Origin of the sequence: Pseudonocardia kunmingensis (genome assembly GCF_006716445.1) — a bacterium.
Lineage (GTDB): Bacteria > Actinomycetota > Actinomycetes > Mycobacteriales > Pseudonocardiaceae > Pseudonocardia > Pseudonocardia kunmingensis.
This window is the reverse complement of the sequence record NZ_VFPA01000004.1, coordinates 358,262-371,191: the sequence shown is the minus strand read 5'-3', so window position 1 is coordinate 371,191 and position 12,930 is coordinate 358,262. Positions and strand designations below refer to the sequence as shown.

The following is a 12,930-nucleotide window of genomic DNA, read 5'->3' as shown; positions in this document are numbered from 1 at the left end:
GACCGCGCCTTCGCCCTGCTCGAGCACATGGCCGACGCCGGTGGGGCCGTCGCGCTCTCGGAGCTGGCCACCCGGTCGGGGCTGCCGCTGCCCACCATCCACCGGATCGTCCGCACGCTGGTCACGTCCGGGTACGTGCGCCAGCTCCCGTCCCGCCGCTACGCACTGGGCCCGCGCCTGATCGGGCTCGGCGACGCCGCGTCGCGGATGCTCGGCGAGTGGGCCCGCCCGCAGCTCACCGAGCTCGTCGACGCGGCGGGGGAGACGGCGAACCTCGCGATGCGCGACGGCGACGCGGTCGTCTACGTGGCGCAGGTGCCGTCGCGGCACTCGATGCGGATGTTCACCGAGGTCGGCAGGCGGGTGCCGGTGCACTGCACGGGCGTGGGGAAGGTGCTGCTGGCCCAGCTGCCGCCCGCGGAGGTCCGCGCGATCCTCTCCCGCACCGGCATGGAGGCCCAGACCCCGCACACGATCACCGATCCGGACCGGCTGGCACGCGAGCTGGAGCGCATCCGCTCCCAGGGCTACGGCGTCGACGACGCCGAGCAGGAGCTGGGCGTGCGCTGCGTGGCCGTGGCGGTGCCGGGTGGCCCGGCGTCGACGGCGCTGTCGGTCTCCGGCCCCGAGACGCGCGTGACGTGGGCGGCCGTCGAGCGGATCGTGCCGATGCTGCAGCAGGCCGCCGCGTCCCTCGCCGGCCACCTCGACGCCCGGGGGGCGATGGCGTGAACGGGGCGGTGGCGTGAACGAGGAGCACCTGCGGCTGTGCGCCAGCGCGGAGTGGGCGCAGCTGGTGGCCGACGACCTGCTGCCGTGGGTGCTGGGCGAGGACGAGCTGGGCCCCGACGTCCTGGAGATCGGCGCGGGCCCGGGCCTGGTCACGGACCTGCTCGTGCAGCGCGCCCCCCAGGTCACCGCGGTCGAGCTCGACCCGGACCTCGCCGACGCGCTCCGCAGGCGGATGGTGGGCCGCCCGGTCGAGGTCGTGACGGCGGACGCCACGGCGATGCCGCTGCCGTCGGCCCGGTTCTCGGCCGTCGCCTGCTTCACGATGCTGCACCACATCCCCGACGTGGACGGCCAGGACCGCGCGCTCGCCGAGATCGCCCGCGTCCTGCGTCCCGGTGGGCTGCTGGTGGGCACCGACGGCGAGGACACCCCGGCGCGACGCGCCCTGCACGTCGACGACGTGTTCACCCCGATCGACCCGGCGACGCTCGGCGCCCGGCTCACCGCGGCCGGGTTCGCCGACGCCGACGTGGAGAGCAACGGCGACCGGTTCCGGTTCCGGGCCTGCCGCTGAACGGGTCACTCGCCCGGTTGCAGGATGCGAAGAGGCCGTGTGGGTGGTAGTTGGTTCCGGGTACCCCCGACGAGGGAGGTGAGCGGCATGGAGTGGACCGCTGAGGACGACCAGCAGTTGGCAGAGGCCGTCCGCCGGCACGACGCGGGCGAGGACCTGCGTGCGCGCCCCGGTGAGACGACGGTGCCGGAGTGGGCCATGGTCACCATCGTCCTGGGCCTCGTGGCGCTGACCGGGTCGGTGTTCGCCGTTGTCGTGGTCGCGGCGTTCGGGTCCGTCTGGTGGCTGCTGCGCACGGCGGATGCCGTGGAACCCCACGAGCACGACGCGGACCGGGAGGCGCGCGGCCCGTTCGGGGGGCCGGGCATATGGCTGTGACTGCGCGATGACTGCGCGATTCGTCACGGCCTGATCCCCGGCCTCGATCGGGGTACTACCCTCCCCGTTCGTGGCAGGACTCTTCGACCACCTCGCGGGCCACCGGGCCGAGCACCACGCGCAGCGCTTCATCGCGCGCCTGATGGACCAGGTGGGCGCCGCCGGGCTGGCTGCCGCCGCCTCCGTGCCCGCGCTCCTCGCGGCGGTCGACCAGCACGCCGCAGGCGTGCGCGACATCCTGCTGCTCGGGGTGGAGGGCTCGGCCGCGGCAGCGGGTGCCGTGCTGCTCGCCGGCTACGCGAAGGGCCTGCTCGACGAGGCGGGCACCGACGGCGGACGGCTGCGCGCCGCCGCGGAGGAGTGCTGGCACCGCGCCGACTGGCTCACCGTCCGCGTCCTCGCCATCTGCGCCCTGAGCCGCGACGACGACTGGCGGCGTCCCGTCATGCCGTTGCAGCCCGCGGCCTGAGCTGCCGAAGCGGGATCCGCATGACGAACGGCACTCTCGTCGGCTAGTGTCCCCCGCCGGAAGTTCGCTGGGTAAGTCGGTGGATCCAGGTTCTCGCTGCGTGTGCCGGGCGGCGAGCCTCGTACCGGGCGTACTCGGCTCGTCGACCGGTGCGCGCAGCGTGGAGCTGGGCCGCCGAATTATTCGGCGGGCTTCCGGCGGGGGACACTAGGTACCGACGAGAGTGCCGTTCGTCCGGGTGTGAGCCTGGCTCACCCGCAGAACCGGGGCCCCGAGTCGGGAACGCCGCTCTCGTGCAGCAGGCCGGTGAGGTGGACCCGCACGAACCGGCCCAGCGACTCGGTGAAGTCCGGGCACTCGGCGCCGCCCCGCTCCGCGTACACGGCCGCCACCTGCGGTGGCGGGTGCGCGGCCTGCCAGAGCCCTGCCGCGGCGAGCCCCGACATCACGAGCAGGTCGGTGCACGCGTCGGGGGCGAGCGCGGGCAGCGCCTTCTGCAGCGCGCCCCGGACCTCGGCCAGTACGTCGTGGATCACCTGCTTGAACGCGCGCACGACCTCGATCGAGACGTTGCGCTCCAGCGTGAGCGGTGAGTGCAGCAGGAGCTGGCAGAACAGGGGCCGCTCGGCGACCGAGCGCGTCAGGGCGTCGGCGACGTCGCGAGGTGCCGGGCCGGCCGCCGCCAGGGCGCCGGTGGCCCCGGCCGCCCACTCCCGCCACTCCGTCTCGGCCAGCCGCAGGAAGATCTCCTCGCGGGTCTCGAAGTACTTGAGCAGGGCCGACTTGTGCATGCCGACCTGCGCCGCGATGCCCGCCAGGCTCACCGCACCCACGCCGTCGCGCGCGGCGAGCTCGCGCGCCGCGTCCAGGATCGCGGCGTAGCGCTGCTGCTTCTGCTCGGGGCGGCGGGCCCGCAGGAAGGCGGCGGCCACGTCCTTGCTCACCGCCCGACCCTAACCCCCGAAGTACGGGAACGCCGTTCTCTTGTTAAGGGAACGGCGTTGCCTTACGATCGCGCCCATGATTCCCGTGGAGCTGCGCGTCAACGGCTCGACCCGGCGTCTCGAGCTCGACCCGCGGGTCAGCCTGCTCGACGCGCTGCGCGAGCACGTCGGCTTGACCGGTACCAAGAAGGGGTGCAACCAGGGCGCCTGCGGCGCGTGCACCGTGCTCGTCGACGGCGAGCGGATCGCCGCCTGCCTCGCGCTCGCCGTGCAGTACTCCGGGCGCGAGATCACCACCGTCGAGGGGGTCGGGCAGCCGGAGCACCTGCACCCGCTGCAGCGGGCGTTCGTCCGCGAGGACGGCTTCCAGTGCGGCTTCTGCACGTCCGGGCAGATCTGCTCCGCGCTCGGCATGCTCGCCGAGCACCGGGCCGGAGCCCCGAGCGCGGTCACCCCGCACCTCGACGTCGACGACATCGCGCTCACCGACGCCGAGATCAAGGAGCGGATGAGCGGCAACCTCTGCCGCTGCGGCGCGTACGACGGCATCGTCGCGGCCATCCGCGAGGTGGCCTCATGAGGCCCTTCGGCTACGTGAGCGCCCCCGACCTGCCGACCGCGCTCGACGTGGTGGCGGCGGGCGCGCGTCCGCTCGGCGGCGGGACGAACCTGGTGGACCTCATGCGCGAGGACGTCGAGCGGCCCGAGACGCTCGTCGACCTCACCCGGCTGCCCCTGACCGACATCGAGGAGCTGCAGGAAGGTGGAGGCCTGCGGATCGGCGCGCTGGTGCGCAACGGCCACCTCGCCGCGCACCGGCTCGTGCGCTCGCGCTACCCGGTGCTCACCCAGGCGCTGCTGTCCGGCGCCTCCGGCCAGCTGCGCAACATGGCCACGGTGGGCGGCAACCTCGTGCAGCGCACCCGCTGCCCCTACTTCCGCGACCGCTCCGCCGACTGCAACAAGCGCGAGCCCGGCACCGGGTGCGCCGCGCTCGGCGGCGTCCACCGCGGCACGGCGGTGCTGGGCACCAGCGAGCACTGCATCGCGGCCCACGCGTCCGACATGGCCGTGGCGCTGGTCGCCCTCGACGCGGTCGTGGTTCTCGAGAGCGTGCGCGGCGCCCGGCGGGTCCCGGTGGCGCAGCTGCACCGGCTGCCCGGCGACACCCCGCACGTGGAGACCGAGCTCGCGGCAGACGAACTGATCACGTCGGTGGAGCTGCCGGCCGCGCCCGTCGCGCGGACGTCGCGGTACCGCAAGGTGCGCGACCGCGCCTCGTTCGCCTTCGCGCTGGTGGCGGTGGCTGCCGCGCTCGAGGTGCAGGACGGCGAGGTCACCGACGTGCGGCTCGCGCTGGGCGGTGTCGCCCCGCGCCCGTGGCGCGCCTCCGAGGCGGAGCGCCTGCTGCTCGGCGCCCCGGCCACCGAGGAGTCCTTCCGCCGGGCGGCCGCGGCCGAGCTGGCTCCCGCGGTCGGCAGGCCGCAGAACGAGTTCAAGATCGAGCTGGCGCAGCGCACGGTCGTCGCGGTGCTCCGGCAGCTCGCAGAGGGGAGTGCGGCGTGACCCAGGCACCGGAGCGAACCCGGCCGACGACGGCCACCACCCCCGCGGTCGGGCAGCCGATCGACCGGGTCGACGGCGCGGTCAAGACCACCGGCGCGTCCGAGTACGCGGCCGACCGGCCCTTCCCGGACCTCGCGCACGCCGCGCTCGTGCACGCGACGATCGCGCGGGGCCGCATCACCGCGATCGACACCACCGCCGCCGAGGCGGTGACCGGGGTGCTCGCCGTGCTCACCCACCGCAACGCGCCGCCGTTGAAGCCGCCGGCCGCGCGGGTGAACCCGTTCGACCTCAGCACGATGGCCTCCGGGACGAAGGTCGACTACCTGGGCAGCGACGAGGTGCACTGGAACGGGGAGCCGGTCGCGGTCGTCGTCGCCGAGACCCTGGAGGCGGCGGTGGAGGCCGCGCGGCTCGTCCAGGTCGACTACGCCGCCGAGCCCGCCGTCACCGACTTCCACGCCGCCGAGCACTCGGCCGAGCCCGTGCGCGCGCTGCCGATGATGCCCGGCGGGGGCCGCAAGGGCGACGCGGAGCAGGCCCTCGCGGCGGCCCCGGTGTCGGTCGACCTGCGGTTCACCACGCCGCCGCAGAACCACAACGCCATCGAGCCGCACACCACGACCGCCGTGTGGGACGGGGACCGGCTCACCGTCCACGAGAGCACCCAGGCGATGGACTTCGTGCGCCGCCACCTCGCGCTGCGGTTCGACGTGCCGGTCGACGGGGTCCGCGTCATCGCGCCGAACGTGGGAGGTGGGTTCGGCGGGAAGGGCTTCGTCTGGGCCGGCACGATCCTGGGGGCGATGGCGGCGCGCGTCGCGCAGCGCCCGGTCCGGCTGGCGCTGTCGCGCGAGGCGGTCTTCCGCACGGTCGGCGGCCGCGCGCCCACCGTGCAGCGGGTCGCGCTCGGCGCGGAACGCGACGGCGCGCTGACGGCGCTCGTGCACACCGGGATCTCGCAGGTGGGCCGCGTCGGCGGCATGCCGGAGGCGGTGGGCTCGCAGTCCAAGCACCTCTACGCCGCCCGCAGCATCTTGGTCCGGCACAGCACCGCCACGCTCGACGCGCTGCCCAACTCGGCGATGCGGGCCCCGGGCGAGGCCGTCGGGACGTTCGCGCTGGAGTCCGGGATGGATGCCCTGGCGCACGAGCTCGGCATGGACCCGGTCGAGCTGCGCATGCACAACGAGCCGGAGCGCGACCCGCTGAACGGCAAGCGGTTCACCCGCCGCAACCTGCGGGCCGCCTACGCGCGCGGCGCGCAGCGGTTCGGCTGGGCCGAGCGCCCACCGCAGCCCCGTTCGATGCGCGCCGGGCGGGCGCTGCTCGGCTGGGGCGTCGCCACCGCCTTCCACATGCCGATCCAGCTTCCCGCGGACGTCACCGTCCGGCTCGCGATGGACGGCACCGTCCTGGTGCGCTGCGGTCTGCACGAGATCGGGGTGGGCGCGGCCACCGTGCAGTCGCAGATCGCGGCCGAGGCGCTCGGCGTGCCGGTCGAGGCGGTCACGGTCGAGCTCGGGGACTCGGCGCTGCCGGTCGGGGCGATGGCGGGTGGATCGGGGCAGACCGCCAGCGTGGCGGCGAGCGTGCTGCGGGCCTGCGAGGAGCTGAAGCGGTCCGCGCTCGCGCTGGCCCGCCGCGCGGCCGGCTCGCCGCTGCGGGGGCGGCGGATCGGGAACCTCGCCGCGCGCAACGGCGGCCTCTTCGCCGCGGACGGCGCGGGGGAGACCTACGCGACGATCCTCGCCCGCGCCGGGCGGCCCTCGCTCGAGGGCCGGGTCGGCGCCCGGACGTCGGTCGGCCGCGTCGCCGGCCAGGTGCGGTTCCTCGCGGGCATGGTCAACGACCAGCGCCGCCAGGTGCGGGCGGCTACGGGCGCCCACTTCTGCGAGGTCGCTGTCGACGAGGACACCGGCGAGGTCCGCGTGACGCGCTGGGTCGCGGTGTTCGACGTCGGACGCGTGATCAACGCGAAGACCGCCGCCAGCCAGCTGCGCGGCGGGATCGTGATGGGGATCGGGGCGGCGCTCACCGAGGAGACCCAGGTCGACCCCCGCACCGGTCGCATCGTGAACGCCGGCCTCGCCGACTACCACGTGCCGGTGCAGGCCGACGTCCCCGCGATCGACGTCTCCTACCTCGACGAGCCCGACCCGACCACCCCGCTCGGCCTGCTGGGTGTGGGGGAGGTGGGCATCACGGGTGTCGCCGCCGCGGTGGCGAACGCGGTGCACCACGCCACCGGCGTGCGCGTCCGGGACCTGCCGATCACGCTCGACCGGCTGCTGTAGGGGGCCCGGACGGGCCGCGGCGGGGCCGACCGCCTCTGCGGCCGACCCCGCCGGGTGCTCCGGAGGGGAGCGTTCCTACGACTTCCGGAGGTCTGCGGTCGGGTCGGCGGCCGGGTCGACGGTGGGGTCGACGCGGGTGCCGACCGGGTCGGTGACATCGGCGCGGGCCGTCGACCCGGGGCGGGTGGCGTCCTCGCGGCCGCGCTCGTAGGCCTGCGCGTGCGCACGGGCCTGCGGCGCCTCCTCCTCGGCGCGGGCCAGCCAACGCTCCCAGCGCTGCTGCATCGGGCGGACCAGGCCGCCACCCACACCCACGACGAGGATGCCGCCGACGGTGGCCAGCACCGTGATCAGCACCGGCAGGGTGACGGCGACCGCGACGCCGATCTGGCTGAGCGCGGCGATCACACCGAGGCCGATGATGAACACGGAGGCGATGGTCGCCAGGACCCGGCCGTAGGACAGGCCGCCCATCGCACCGGTGATGAGGTCCTTGACCGCGGCCGCGATCGCGGACGCCACCACCACGATGATGATCGCCACGGCGATGCGGGGCAGGAACGCGACGATGCCGGTGAGCAGGGCACTGATGGGGTTGGGCCCGAACACGCCGAAGGCCAGCTGCAGGGTGAGCAGCAGGACGGCGTAGTAGACGACCAGGGCGATGAGGTCGCTCGCGTCGTACTGGGACCGGGCGAGCGCGCGGCCGATGCCGCCGCGCTCGACGGCCCGGTCGAAGTGCACGCGTTCGAGCACCGTGTCCGTGAGCTTGCGCAGGCCCTTCGCGATGAGCCAGCCGATCAGCAGGATGACGAGGAAGAGCACCAGTTGCGGTACGAAGACCGCGACCGCGCGCATCGCGTCACCGAGCGCGGCGGTGAGGTTGTCGAACATCAGTACTCCCTGGTCGGTGGATGTCGACATCCCGATTGCCCGCTGGCGCCCGTTTCACACCTGCTTCACCGTTCTCCCCCACGACCGGCGTACCCCCGACCGGGCTAGAAGCGGTAGCCGCGGGCGCTGCGCCTGCGGCGGTGGGCGGCGTCGCGCTCGGCGCAGGCGCGGCAGAGCTCGCCGTCGGGCGCGACCATCGGCGCCGGCGTGACGATGTGGCCGCAGACCGCCGAGTAGTAGCCGCTGCGCCGCGTGGCGCCGATGGCGAGCTCCGCGTCGGGGACGGCGTGGCTCCGGCCGTCCGCGACGCAGGTGACTGACACCGTGCAGCCGCCCCAGAGCTCGGACGACGCCGGTCGCTCGTGCGGTCTGCTCACGGTCCCCACTCCGCTACAGGTGTGCATCTCCGGATGGCCGCTGTGCCAGCGCCACCCCCCGCACCCAGTCTGTCGCTCTCCGATTGCATCCGCAAGGCATGAGTGCAACGTTCTTCTGCAATCGTGCGGTGCACGGCACGGCTGCAAGCTCATCTGCACGTTCATCCGCGCGATCGCCGAGGAACGGGGCGCGGGTCCGGCGGGAGGCGATATGCTTCCGCGGTCCGGCGGCCGCAGCACTCGGTGCCGGTTCTTCCTGGGGGTGAGCAGTGCGCGCAGATCCGCCGCCGGTGGCCCGGTCCGCGCTCCTCCCGGTCGACCCCAACCAGCAGGGCGGGCCCACGGTCCTGCGGATCGTGCTCGGCACCCAGCTGCGCCGGTGGCGGGAGGCCAGTGGGATCACCAGGGAGGCGGCGGGCGAGGCCATCCGCGCCTCCCACGCCAAGATCAGCCGGCTCGAGCTCGGCCGCGTGGGGTTCAAGGAGCGCGACCTCGTCGACCTGCTGGCGCTCTACGGCGTCACCGACGAGAAGGAGCGCGAGGAGTTCCTCGACCTCGCGCGCCGCGCCAACACCCGCGGCTGGTGGCAGCAGCACGGCCAGGTGTTGCCGAGCTGGTTCGAGATGTACCTCGGCCTCGAGCAGGCCGCCAGCGTCATCCGCACCTACCAGGTGCAGTTCGTGCCCGGGCTGCTGCAGTGCGAGGAGTACGCGCGCAGCGTCATCATGGTGGGCCACCAGGCGGGCGCGGCCGACGAGATCGACCGTCGCGTCCAGCTGCGGATGACGCGGCAGAAGATGCTCACCGAGCCGGGGGCGCCCCAGCTCTGGGCCGTCATCGACGAGGCGGCGCTGCGCCGCCCGTTCGGCGCCCCGCACATCATGCGGGCCCAGCTGGACCACCTGCTCGAGATGTCCGCGCTGCCCAACGTCACCGTGCAGGTGCTGCCGTTCCGCCTCGGCAGCCACGCCGCCGCGGGTGGCGCCTTCACGATCCTGCGGTTCGCCGAGTCGGACCTGCCCGACATCGTCTACCTCGAGCAGCTCAACAGCGCCGTCTACCTCGACAAGCGCACCGAGGTGGAGGACTACCTCGGGGTGATGGAACGCGTCAGCGTGCAGGCGGAGACCCCGGTGCGGTCCAAGGACGCCCTGCGCCGCCTGCGCGCGGCCATGTGAGGGCTCACGGCTTGCGGGCCACTCCCGCGGCGTAGAGCGTGTGCACGCGGCTCTCGGTGGGCGTCAGGTGGTCGGGCTTCCAGTCGTTGGCGTAGACCAGCCCCGGCTCGACCATCTCCAGGCCGTCGTAGAAGCGGCGCTGCTCGGCCCAGGTGCGGAACCGGCCGGTGCCGAGGCCACCCTCCAGGAACGCCCGCTCGAGCTCCTTGGCGCGCGGCTCGTCGTCGTCGAGGAAGTTGCTGATCAGCACGTAGCAGCCGGAGTGCAGCTGGGCGCGGATCCGCGCCGCGACGTCGTAGGCCACGTCGTCGTCGAGGTGGTGCAGGATGCTCGCGGCGATCACCGCGTACGGCTGCTGCAGGTCGATCAGCTCGGCGGTGCGCGGGTCGGCGAAGATCGTCTCCGGCTCGCGGACGTCGGCGGTGATCACCGTGGTGGTGGTCTCGTCGCTGAGCAGTGCGCGGCCGTGGGCGAGCACGAGCGGGTCGTTGTCGACGTAGACGACGTGCACGCCGGGGTCGACCGCCTGCGCGAGCTCGTGCACGTTGCCCACGGTGGGCAGGCCCGAGCCGAGGTCGACGATCTGGCGGATGCCGGCCTCGCGCACGAGCCACTGCACCGCGCGGCGCAGATGGTTGCGGTTGTCCTTCGCCAGCTGGCTGGTCTCGGGGACCGCCTCGTAGAGGGCGTCGGCCGCCCTGCGGTCGACCTCGAAGTGCTCCTTGCCGCCGAGCACGTAGTCGTAGAGCCGGGCGATGGACGGCGTTCCGAGGTCCACGTCCGGCGGCGGTGCAGCACCGTCGAGCCCGTCGGCAGCCCTCGCGGTCGCCCTATCGTCCATGTGCTCCTCCTCCGCCGCGGCGACCGGTTGGCGCGCGTGCCGGTCTCGTCGCACAGCGTAGCCCGATCGGGGTGGGAATGATCTCCTCCTGACGGGGCGTCGCTGGGCGTGGAGGGGCGGCAGGTCCGCGGCGCCAGGCCGTACGCTCACTTCCGTGATCCACCGTTCCGGTATGACCGTTGCGTCCCTCCTGATCGCGTTCGTCGTGCTCGCCGGGTGCGGGGGGCAGGGCTCCCAGACCGACTGCGGGCTGGACGGCTGCACCGTCACGTTCCCGCGCAGCGGCGAGGCCGCCGTCTCGGTCCTCGGGGTCGAAGCCCGTCTCGTCGGCGTGCAGGACGGCACCGCGCAGCTGGAGGTCGCGGGCCAGCAGATCAGCGTGCCCGTGGGCGGGGAGACGCAGGCGGGCGGCTTCACGGTCGCGGTCGAGCAGGTCACCGACACCGAGGTGGTCGTGCGGGTCCGGGCCTGACCCCGCGCACCCGGTAGTTTTGATCAGCGTCGCGGGTCGGCCCGGGGACCCTCCTCGCCGGACCCGCCCTGGGGGGCCGCCGCGGTCATGAGGTCGACGATCGCGCGCCGGTCGGCCGCCGAGGGCAGGCCCCACCCCGGCTCGTAGCCGTAGACCTCGTGCAGCGGCGTGCCCACGGTCTGCCCGGTGAGGATCTCCACGTCGTCGGTGCGGATCAGCCCTGGGTGCTCCACGCCGGTGGCCTCGGCGACCTTCAGCAGGTCCCGGCGCAGCGTGCGGATGTAGTTGGCCGCGCGCACGGACTTCAGCTGCGGGTCGAGGCCGTGGGCCAGCCAGCGGTCCTGGGTCGCGACACCGGTGGGGCACCTGTCGGTGTGGCAGCGCTGCGCCTGGATGCACCCGACCGCGAGCATGGCCTCGCGGCCGACGTTGACCGTGTCGCAGCCGAGCGCGAACGCGACCGCGGCGTTGTCGGGCAGGCCGAGCTTGCCGGCGCCGGTGAACACGACCTGCTCGTGCAGGCCGCGCTCGGCGAACGCCCGGTAGACCCGGCTGAAACCGAGGCGGAACGGCAGCGCCACCGAGTCGGTGAAGACGAGCGGCGACGCGCCGGTGCCGCCCTCGCCGCCGTCGATCGTCACGAAGTCGACGCCGCGGTCGCCCCTCGCCATCAGCCGCACGAGCTCGTCCCAGAACGCCATGTCGCCGACGGCGGACTTGATGCCGACCGGGAGCCCGGTCTCCGCGGCCAGCAGCTCGACCCAGTCGAGCAGCTCGTCGGTGCTCGCGAACTCGGCGTGGCGCGAGGGGCTCACGCAGTCGACACCCTCCGGGACGCCACGGGTGGCGGCGATCTCCGGGGACACCTTGGCGCCGGGCAGCAGCCCGCCGAGCCCCGGCTTGGCGCCCTGGCTGAGCTTGATCTCCAGCGCCCGCACCGGCGCCCGGGCGACGGCGTCCTCGAGCCGCTGCAGGTCGAAGCGGCCCTCGGCGTCCCGGCAGCCGAAGTAGCCGGTGCCGATCTGCCAGATCAGCTCACCGCCGAGCCGGTGGTAGGGCGAGATGCTGCCCTCGCCGGTGTTGTGCAGGCAGCCCGCCTGCGCCGCGCCCCGGTTCAGCGCGGCGACCGCGTTGCCCGACAGCGATCCGTAGCTCATCCCGGAGATGTTCACGACCGACCGCGGCCGGAACGCCTGCCGTCGCTCGCGTGCGCTGCCGAGCACCTTCGCGCACGGCACCCGCGCCTCCTGACCCGCCGCGGGGCTGGACGGCGGCACCGCGCGGCCGAACGTGCGGTGCTTGATGATCACGTAGCCGGGGGTGTGCTCGACGTCGTTGTCGGTGCCGAACCCGAAGTAGTTGTTCTCGAGCTTGGCCGAGGCGTACACCCAGCGCCGCTGGTCGCGGCTGAACGGGCGCTCCTCGTCGTTGCCGGCCACGATGTACTGCCGCAGCTCGGGGCCGAGCTTCTCCAGCAGGTAGCGGGCGTGCCCGACCACCGGGAAGTTGCGCAGCAGCGCGTGCCTGCGCTGCAGCAGGTCGTGCGCGGCCACCCCGGCCGCGGCGGCGAGCGGCGCCAGCGACGCCCAGCGTGCGGTGGATGTCCGGCCCCGTCCCACGCCGCCCAGTCTGCGCCCGGCCGGCCTCGGTCGCAGCGGACGCGAGCGCTCAGCGCGGCTCGACGGGCGGGTCCGGGTCCGGGTCCTCCGCGAGGGTCCGCTGCAGCCAGGCGACGTCGTGCCACCGCCCGTGCTTCCACCCGATGCGCTCGTAGGTGCCGACCAGCTCGAACCCCAGCGCCCGGTGCAAGCCGGCGCTCGCGTCGTTCGGCAGCGTCATGCCGGCGACGGCGGTGCGGTAGCCCCGCTCGGCGAGCAGCCCGAACAGCGCCTCGTACAGCGCTCGCCCACCGCCGGTGCGGCGGCGGCCGAGCTCCAGGTAGATGCTGGTCTCGCAGGCCCAGCGGTAGGCGGGCCGCGTCTTGAACGGACCGGCGTAGGCGTAGCCGACGACCCGGCCGCCGTCGTCGGGGTCCTCGAGGGCGAGCCACGCATGGGTGCGCGCGGCCGCGGCGATCCGCTCGGCCATCTCCGCCGCCGTGGGCGGGTCGGCCTCGAACGTGATCGCGGTGTCGGTGACGTACGGGGCGTAGATCGCCGCGCACGCGGCGGCGTCCTCGACGGTGGCGGCGCGGACCTTCATGGCAAC

At 74.1% G+C, this 12,930-nt stretch carries 15 protein-coding genes; 9 read left to right on the top strand and 6 right to left on the bottom strand.

Going from position 1 to position 12,930, the window contains the following annotated elements:
- Nucleotides 1-27: 27 nt before the first annotated feature.
- The 4 genes from FB558_RS31540 (at nucleotide 28) to FB558_RS31525 (ending at nucleotide 2,153) form a co-directional block, all read left to right on the top strand.
- The gene (locus FB558_RS31540) at nucleotides 28-732 is read left to right on the top strand and encodes an IclR family transcriptional regulator (protein WP_211367025.1); all 705 of its coding nucleotides are present in this window, start codon (nucleotides 28-30) and stop codon (nucleotides 730-732) included.
- A gap of 13 nt (nucleotides 733-745) precedes the next feature.
- The gene (locus FB558_RS31535; protein WP_142059811.1) at nucleotides 746-1,306 is read left to right on the top strand and encodes a class I SAM-dependent methyltransferase; all 561 of its coding nucleotides are present in this window, start codon (nucleotides 746-748) and stop codon (nucleotides 1,304-1,306) included.
- Between the two features lie 87 nt (nucleotides 1,307-1,393).
- On the top strand, nucleotides 1,394-1,684 hold the full coding sequence (locus FB558_RS31530; RefSeq protein WP_142059809.1) for a hypothetical protein: 291 nt from the start codon (nucleotides 1,394-1,396) through the stop codon (nucleotides 1,682-1,684).
- 70 nt (nucleotides 1,685-1,754) lie between these two features.
- The gene (locus tag FB558_RS31525; protein WP_246106891.1) at nucleotides 1,755-2,153 is read left to right on the top strand and encodes a DUF6401 family natural product biosynthesis protein; all 399 of its coding nucleotides are present in this window, start codon (nucleotides 1,755-1,757) and stop codon (nucleotides 2,151-2,153) included.
- 251 nt (nucleotides 2,154-2,404) lie between these two features.
- On the opposite strand, the gene FB558_RS31520 is transcribed toward FB558_RS31525, so the two are convergent.
- Complete coding sequence (locus tag FB558_RS31520; protein WP_142059807.1) at nucleotides 2,405-3,097, bottom strand: TetR/AcrR family transcriptional regulator; 693 nt, start codon at nucleotides 3,095-3,097, stop codon at nucleotides 2,405-2,407.
- Between the two features lie 76 nt (nucleotides 3,098-3,173).
- Here FB558_RS31520 and FB558_RS31515 point away from each other — a divergent pair, with 76 nt between their 5' ends.
- Genes FB558_RS31515 through FB558_RS31505 form a run of 3 tightly spaced genes read left to right on the top strand, consistent with a single transcriptional unit; the run spans nucleotide 3,174 to nucleotide 6,960 of the window.
- Complete coding sequence (locus FB558_RS31515; protein WP_142059806.1) at nucleotides 3,174-3,677, top strand: 2Fe-2S iron-sulfur cluster-binding protein; 504 nt, start codon at nucleotides 3,174-3,176, stop codon at nucleotides 3,675-3,677.
- Nucleotides 3,674-4,663 (top strand): FAD binding domain-containing protein, encoded by a 990-nt coding sequence (locus tag FB558_RS31510; RefSeq protein ID WP_142059805.1) that lies wholly within the window; start codon nucleotides 3,674-3,676, stop codon nucleotides 4,661-4,663. The genes FB558_RS31515 and FB558_RS31510 overlap by 4 nt, the downstream gene beginning before the upstream one ends.
- Nucleotides 4,660-6,960, top strand: a complete 2,301-nt coding sequence (locus tag FB558_RS31505) for a xanthine dehydrogenase family protein molybdopterin-binding subunit (protein WP_142059803.1) — start codon at nucleotides 4,660-4,662, stop codon at nucleotides 6,958-6,960. The genes FB558_RS31510 and FB558_RS31505 overlap by 4 nt, the downstream gene beginning before the upstream one ends.
- Nucleotides 6,961-7,035: 75 nt before the next feature.
- On the opposite strand, the gene FB558_RS31500 is transcribed toward FB558_RS31505, so the two are convergent.
- Together FB558_RS31500 and FB558_RS31495 are read right to left on the bottom strand one after the other, a co-directional pair.
- Entirely contained in the window at nucleotides 7,036-7,854 is an 819-nt protein-coding gene (locus FB558_RS31500) for a mechanosensitive ion channel family protein (protein ID WP_142059801.1), read from the bottom strand.
- A 104-nt stretch (nucleotides 7,855-7,958) separates the two neighbouring features.
- The gene (locus FB558_RS31495) at nucleotides 7,959-8,231 is read right to left on the bottom strand and encodes a hypothetical protein (RefSeq protein WP_142059799.1); all 273 of its coding nucleotides are present in this window, start codon (nucleotides 8,229-8,231) and stop codon (nucleotides 7,959-7,961) included.
- A gap of 269 nt (nucleotides 8,232-8,500) precedes the next feature.
- Between FB558_RS31495 and FB558_RS31490 the strand changes: the two genes are divergently transcribed.
- On the top strand, nucleotides 8,501-9,409 hold the full coding sequence (locus FB558_RS31490; RefSeq protein ID WP_425468109.1) for a helix-turn-helix domain-containing protein: 909 nt from the start codon (nucleotides 8,501-8,503) through the stop codon (nucleotides 9,407-9,409).
- 4 nt (nucleotides 9,410-9,413) lie between these two features.
- Here FB558_RS31490 and FB558_RS31485 read toward each other — a convergent pair whose 3' ends face one another.
- Nucleotides 9,414-10,250 (bottom strand): SAM-dependent methyltransferase, encoded by an 837-nt coding sequence (locus tag FB558_RS31485; protein ID WP_142059797.1) that lies wholly within the window; start codon nucleotides 10,248-10,250, stop codon nucleotides 9,414-9,416.
- Nucleotides 10,251-10,422: 172 nt separating this feature from the next.
- Here FB558_RS31485 and FB558_RS31480 point away from each other — a divergent pair, with 172 nt between their 5' ends.
- Nucleotides 10,423-10,722, top strand: coding sequence for a hypothetical protein (locus tag FB558_RS31480; RefSeq protein WP_142059795.1), 300 nt, complete (start codon nucleotides 10,423-10,425; stop codon nucleotides 10,720-10,722).
- A 23-nt stretch (nucleotides 10,723-10,745) separates the two neighbouring features.
- Here the strand turns inward: FB558_RS31480 and FB558_RS31475 are convergent, their stop codons facing one another.
- Both FB558_RS31475 and FB558_RS31470 read right to left on the bottom strand, forming a co-directional pair.
- Nucleotides 10,746-12,341 (bottom strand): FMN-binding glutamate synthase family protein, encoded by a 1,596-nt coding sequence (locus tag FB558_RS31475; protein ID WP_142059793.1) that lies wholly within the window; start codon nucleotides 12,339-12,341, stop codon nucleotides 10,746-10,748.
- 49 nt (nucleotides 12,342-12,390) lie between these two features.
- Nucleotides 12,391-12,924, bottom strand: coding sequence for a GNAT family N-acetyltransferase (locus tag FB558_RS31470; protein ID WP_211366991.1), 534 nt, complete (start codon nucleotides 12,922-12,924; stop codon nucleotides 12,391-12,393).
- Nucleotides 12,925-12,930 lie beyond the last annotated feature (6 nt).

Excerpts from the sequence above, each read along its gene's own strand:
- FB558_RS31500 (WP_142059801.1), bottom strand. The coding sequence starts at position 7,854 with ATGTTCGACAACCTCACCGCCGCGCTCGGTGACGCGATGCGCGCGGTC.
- FB558_RS31530 (WP_142059809.1), top strand. The coding sequence starts at position 1,394 with ATGGAGTGGACCGCTGAGGACGACCAGCAGTTGGCAGAGGCCGTCCGC.
- FB558_RS31515 (WP_142059806.1), top strand. The coding sequence starts at position 3,174 with ATGATTCCCGTGGAGCTGCGCGTCAACGGCTCGACCCGGCGTCTCGAG.
- FB558_RS31485 (WP_142059797.1), bottom strand. The coding sequence starts at position 10,250 with ATGGACGATAGGGCGACCGCGAGGGCTGCCGACGGGCTCGACGGTGCT.
- FB558_RS31470 (WP_211366991.1), bottom strand. The coding sequence starts at position 12,924 with ATGAAGGTCCGCGCCGCCACCGTCGAGGACGCCGCCGCGTGCGCGGCG.
- FB558_RS31540 (WP_211367025.1), top strand. The coding sequence starts at position 28 with ATGGCCGACGCCGGTGGGGCCGTCGCGCTCTCGGAGCTGGCCACCCGG.
- FB558_RS31480 (WP_142059795.1), top strand. The coding sequence starts at position 10,423 with ATGACCGTTGCGTCCCTCCTGATCGCGTTCGTCGTGCTCGCCGGGTGC.
- FB558_RS31510 (WP_142059805.1), top strand. The coding sequence starts at position 3,674 with ATGAGGCCCTTCGGCTACGTGAGCGCCCCCGACCTGCCGACCGCGCTC.